7 protein-coding genes are annotated in these 5378 nt (G+C 70.2%); all 7 read right to left on the reverse strand.

What is annotated here, in order from left to right:
- On the reverse strand, positions 1–348 hold a 348-nt coding region (locus V7004_RS15015; RefSeq protein ID WP_442968078.1), incomplete at its 3' end, for a Vgb family protein.
- Between the two features lie 226 nt (positions 349–574).
- Positions 575–856, reverse strand: a complete 282-nt coding sequence (locus V7004_RS15020) for a 4a-hydroxytetrahydrobiopterin dehydratase (RefSeq protein WP_334145005.1) — start codon at positions 854–856, stop codon at positions 575–577.
- A gap of 48 nt (positions 857–904) precedes the next feature.
- Complete coding sequence (sufC, locus tag V7004_RS15025) at positions 905–1705, reverse strand: Fe-S cluster assembly ATPase SufC (protein WP_334145007.1); 801 nt, start codon at positions 1703–1705, stop codon at positions 905–907.
- Positions 1702–2016 (reverse strand): Rieske (2Fe-2S) protein, encoded by a 315-nt coding sequence (locus V7004_RS15030; RefSeq protein ID WP_334145008.1) that lies wholly within the window; start codon positions 2014–2016, stop codon positions 1702–1704. Before V7004_RS15030 ends, sufC begins: the two co-directional genes overlap by 4 nt.
- Complete coding sequence (locus V7004_RS15035) at positions 2013–3215, reverse strand: SufB/SufD family protein (RefSeq protein WP_334145010.1); 1203 nt, start codon at positions 3213–3215, stop codon at positions 2013–2015. The genes V7004_RS15030 and V7004_RS15035 overlap by 4 nt, the downstream gene beginning before the upstream one ends.
- A 109-nt stretch (positions 3216–3324) precedes the next feature.
- Complete coding sequence (locus V7004_RS15040) at positions 3325–3672, reverse strand: hypothetical protein (RefSeq protein ID WP_334145011.1); 348 nt, start codon at positions 3670–3672, stop codon at positions 3325–3327.
- 114 nt (positions 3673–3786) lie between these two features.
- Positions 3787–5193 (reverse strand): Fe-S cluster assembly protein SufB, encoded by a 1407-nt coding sequence (sufB, locus tag V7004_RS15045; protein WP_334145012.1) that lies wholly within the window; start codon positions 5191–5193, stop codon positions 3787–3789.
- Between the last annotated feature and the right edge of the window lie 185 nt (positions 5194–5378).

A 5378-nucleotide genomic window follows, 5' to 3' on the forward strand; every position in this document is an offset into this window, starting at 1 on the left:
GATGCCGGGGTCGGTGAAGATCGACACCACCCCCGCCGGCGTGACCCGCCCGATCCCATTGCCAGCGGAGTTGGTGAACCACACGTTGCCGTCCGGACCCGCCGCGATCCTGAACGGTCCGTCGATGCCGGGGTCGGTGAAGATCGACACCACCCCCGCCGGCGTGACCCGCCCGATCGAGTTGCTCCCCCAGTTGGTGAACCACAGGTTCCCGTCCGGGCCCACCGTGATGTCCTGCGGGTCGGCGATCATGCTGCGAAAGAGGGTGATCTGGCCTTCCGGATCCCCGGCCGACGCCTCGGCGGCGCCCAGCACGCACACCGCCGCGCACAACACGATCGCTGTCATCCCGGCCACGATCCGCCTCATACCGCGCTCCACCCTCTCGAGCCCCACGGGCAGCCCGACACCGCGCCCGTCGTTCCGACCGATCTCACGGTCCGACCGATCTCACCGAGGTGCACCATCAACTCTGCACCAAGCAACGAGAAGGATAGGGCACCTCAAGCTTCGCCGGGCTGCGGACCAGCGGCTGGTGCGGATCGACAGCCCCCGCCAGGTCGTCGATCGGTGGCTAGCGCAGCACCTCGCTCACCCGCGCCGCCAGCTCGAAACAGCGCTCGGTGAGCCCACCTTCGGCGTGACTCACGATGTCGATGACGACCGAGTTCCAGCTGTTCGACCAGTCCGGGTGGTGGTCGAGCTTCTCGGCGATCAACGCCACCCGGGTCATGAAGGCGAACGCTTCCCCGAAGTCCGCGAACGACAGCTCCCGGTGGAGCTTGCCGTCGACGATCTCCCAGCCGTCGAGGCCGGCGAGGCGGGCCCGGGCTTCGGTGTCGGAGAGCGCTGCCATCACCTGGTCCTCCCCTGGCACATGGTCTTCCCCTGGCTCGGCGCCGAGTCAGGCCAGCGGATCGGCGAAGGGGTCACCGGTCCCCGCCGGACTCCGACGGCCGGATGCGTCCTCGTGATCGGCCTCACCGTAGGCGGCGTAGCCGGTGCGCTCCAGCTCCGCCGCCAGCTCCGGCCCACCCGTGGCCTGGATGCGCCCGCGGGCCAGGACGTGGACCACGTCCGGGCGCAGCTCGTTGAGCAGCCGCGAGTAGTGGGTGATGGCCAGCACTCCGAGGTCGAACTCGGTGGTGGCCGCTTCGATGCGTCGGGCACAGGCCCGGAGGGCGTCGACGTCGAGCCCGGAGTCGAGCTCGTCGAGGATCGCGAACCGGGGGCGCAGCACACCGAGCTGCAGCGTCTCGTTGCGCTTCTTCTCGCCGCCCGACAGGTCGACGTTCACCGCCCGCTCGAGCAGCTGCTCCCCGAAGCCGATGCGGGCCGCCTCCGACCGCACCAGGGCGGGGACCTCCGAGGCGTCCCGACCGCTGGCCCGGAAGGCTTCCTCGAGCAGGTCCACCAGGCCCACCCCGGGCACCTCGGTGGGATACTGCTGGGCCAGGAACAGACCTGCCTGGGCCCGCCGCCAGGCCGGCAGCGCCAGCAGGTCGGTGCCGTCGAGGCTGGCCGACCCGGCCACGACCTCGTAGCCCGGCTTGCCCATCAGCACGTGCGAGAGCGTGGACTTGCCCGACCCGTTGGGCCCCATGACCGCGTGGACCTCGCCGCTGCGGACCACGAGATCGATTCCCTGCAGGATCTCCCGCCCCGCGACCCGCACCCGCAGCCCCTCGATGCGCAGCTCACTCATGGCAGGACCACCAGCACGTCCTCGCCGTCGATGCGCAGCTCGTAGACCGGCTCGGGCTTGGTGGCGGGCAACGAGCTGGGCTCGCCGGTGACCAGCGAGAAGCAGCTCCCGTGCTTCCAGCACTCGATCTCCCGGGTGTCCTCGTGCACCTCGCCCTCCGAGAGCGAGATGTTCTGGTGGGTGCACGTGTCGCCGATCGCGTACCACTCGTCGCCGATGCGCACCACGGCGATGCGCAGGTCGCCGAGGTCGACCCGCCGGGCCTCACCGGGTGCGACGTCGTGGATGGAGCAGAGCCGCTCGACGGTCATGGCCGCTCGCTCCGCTCCAGGCGGCGGTCGATCTCGCCCTCGACCAAGTTGCGCACTGCGCTGACCGGGAGCTGCGAGAGCACCTCGTCGAAGAAGCCGGACACGATCAGTCGATCGGCCACCGCGGTGGGCACCCCCCGGCTCTCGAGGTAGAAGCGCTGCTCCTCGTCGACCGGTCCGACGGTCGAGGCGTGGCTGCAGCGCACGTCGTTGTTCTCGATCTCGAGGTTCGGCACCGACTCGGCCCAGGCGTGCTCGGAGAGCTTGATGTTGCGGTTGGTCTGGAAGGCGTTCGTTCCCCGGGCGTGCTTGCCGACGTGGATGAGCCCCGTGTAGACGGATCGGGACGAGCCCCCGACCGCGCCCTTGAACAGCAGGTTGCTGGTGGTGTCCGGCGCGAGGTGGTCCTGGAAGGTCCGGAAGTCGAGCGTCTGGGCGCCCTCACCGAAATAGGCGGCCAGCAGCTTGCCGCTGGCGCCGCGCCCTTCGAGCCGGCAGTCGGTTCGGGTCCGCGCGTAGTCGCCGCCGAGGCCGATCTGGGCCGCGACCAGCGAGGCCTGCTGCCCCACGGTGGAGCCTTGGGAGGCGATCTGCCACACCCGCTCACCGCGATGCTGCACGGTGACCTGGCCGAGCTGCGCGCCCTGCTCGACCGAGAGGTCGGTGACGGGACAGGCCAGGGCGAGCACGTCGGCGGAGCCGTGCCACTCGACCACGGTCGCCCCGGCGCCCGCACCGAGACGGACGGTGAGACGGGGGAAGACCGCCGCCGCCTCGGTCTCGAGCCAGTCGATGACCACGAACGGCGCGGGAACCTCCACCCCGGCAGGGACCTCGAGCAGCACCGGGTCGGTGCACCGCTCGGCGTTCAGCGCGGCGAACACGTCCACCGGCTCGCGCCCCGCGCCGACCGGCTTCGCGCCGGCGGACTCCCGAGCCGGGCCGAACCACACCCCGTGCCGGGCCACCGGCTCGGCGAGCTCGGTGTGGATCACGGTCCCGTCGACCACCACCACCACACCGGCCCGCTCGGGGATCGCGGTCAACAGGTCGCGCACCGCCCCGGGCAACGGCCCCCCGGCCGTGCCCCGCTCGATGGGATGGAACGCCGTGAGGTCGAGCTCGGCGATCCGGCTGTATCGCCAGACCTCCTCCTCGGGTGACGGCAGAGTCACCTCAGCCAGGGTGGGGGCGTGCATCGGAATTACCCTATCGCCATAGGGGAAATTCGGGCCAGCGGGCAGCGGGCGTGGCGAGGGCACTGAGCCGCGGGGCACGACGCCCGTGGAGACCACGACGCCGCCGGGGCTACGGCGAGCGGCGCAACCGGGCCCGCACCCGGCCGAGAAGCCCGGCGTTCCGCCGGCGCTCCGCCTCCAGCTCCGCGAGCACCTCGGGCCCCACGGCGTTGACGATGTCCTCCGCTTCGTCGAGCAGCTCGGCGATGCCCTCACCCTCCGGCTCGGCCGGCGTGGGCGGGGTCACCAGCGTGCCGTGCGCCCAGTTGACGTCGGCCAGACGCCGGGCGTAGGCAGGGCAGTCGTCCGGGCAGCGCCACGGCGCCTCGGGTGCGAGATCGAGGTTGCACTTGCGCACCGTCTCGCCGGTCGCGTATGTGCGACTCTCGAAGTGCTTGCAGTCCTGGCGCATGGGCATGCCTGCATCCTGCCAGCGGCGTCGGTGGTTTCCACGGCGGCGTCGAGCATGCTCGCCGGGCCCGGCCACCCTCGCCGGGATCGCGACCATGCGGCCAGGCGGCCACGCGGGCAGCTACCCGACGGAGCCCTCCATCTGCAGCTCGATCAGGCGGCTCCACTCCACCGCGTACTCCATCGGGAGGGTGCGGGTGACCGGCTCGATGAAGCCGTTCACCACCATGCCCATGGCCTGTTCCTGGGAGAGGCCGCGGCTCATCAGGTAGAAGAGCTGCTCGTCAGCCACCTTCGACACCGTGGCCTCATGGCCGACGATCGCGTCCCGGGCCCCGACCTCCATGTAGGGGAAGGTGTCGCTCACGCTGTCCTCGTCGAGGATGAGCGCGTCGCACTGCACGTGGCTCTTGCAGCCGTAGGCGTCGTCCTCGACCCGGACCAGGCCCCGGTAGGAGGTGCGCCCACCGTCCTTCGAGATCGACTTCGAGACGATCTTCGAGGTCGTCTCGGGTGCGGCGTGGACCATCTTCGCCCCGGCATCCTGGTGCTGGCCGCGACCCGCGTAGGCCACCGACAGCACCTCGCCCGAGGCCTTCGGCCCGACCATGTACACCGCGGGGTACTTCATGGTGAGTCGGGAGCCGATGTTCCCGTCGATCCACTCCATGTGGCCCTCGGCCTCGACCCTCGCCCGCTTGGTCACCAGGTTGAACACGTTGGTCGACCAGTTCTGGATGGTGGTGTAGGTGACCCGGGCCGATGGCTTGACCACGATCTCCACCACCGCGGAGTGCAGCGAGTCGGTGGTGTAGACGGGAGCGGAGCACCCCTCGATGTAGTGCACCTGGCTGCCCTCGTCGGCGATGATCAGCGTCCGCTCGAACTGGCCCATGTTCTCCGCGTTGATGCGGAAGTAGGCCTGGAGCGGGATCTCGACCTCCACGCCCTCGGGCACCCAGATGAACGAGCCGCCCGACCACACCGCCGAGTTCAGCGCCGCCAGCTTGTTGTCGCCCGGCGGGATCACGGTGGCCCAGTGCTCGCGGAAGATGTCCTCGTGCTCGCGGAGGGCCGTGTCCGTGTCGCAGAAGATGACGCCCTTCTCCTCCAGGTCCTTGCGGATGGAGTGGTAGACGACCTCGCTCTCGTACTGGGCGCTCACGCCCGAGAGGTACTTCTGCTCGGCCTCGGGGATGCCCAGCCGGTCGAAGGTGTTCTTGATGTCGGCCGGGACCTCGTCCCAGTCCTTGCCCTGCTTCTCCGAGGCGCGGATGAAGTAGTAGATGTCCTGGAAGTCGAGCGTGCTGAGGTCGCCGCCCCAGGTGGGCAGGGGCTTGCGCTCGAAGATCTCCAGGGAGCGCAGCCGGAACTTCGTCATCCACTCCGGCTCGCCCTTGAGCATCGAGATCTCGCGGACGACGTCGGCGTTCAGGCCCTTCTTCGGCTCGAAGACGTAGTTCGCCGGGTCATGCCAGCCGAACTTGTACTGACCCAGGTCGATGTCGGGCGGCTTGACTGTCGACACGCGTCCTCCTCGTCGGGCGGGCTGCCGTTCGCTCTCCTCTAAAGGATACGCGCATGCCCGCAATGCGTGAAGCGGGTGCGGAACGGGCGCCCGCGGGCCGCACCGCCTCGGGGACGCGCGCAGCCTAGCGGAACGCCCGCGCCCGCCTCTCCGCCGCGGCCGGAGGGGCGAACTCCGCGACCTCG

This window comes from Rhabdothermincola sp., from assembly GCF_036846205.1.
Lineage (GTDB): Bacteria > Actinomycetota > Acidimicrobiia > Acidimicrobiales > Acidimicrobilacustridaceae > Rhabdothermincola.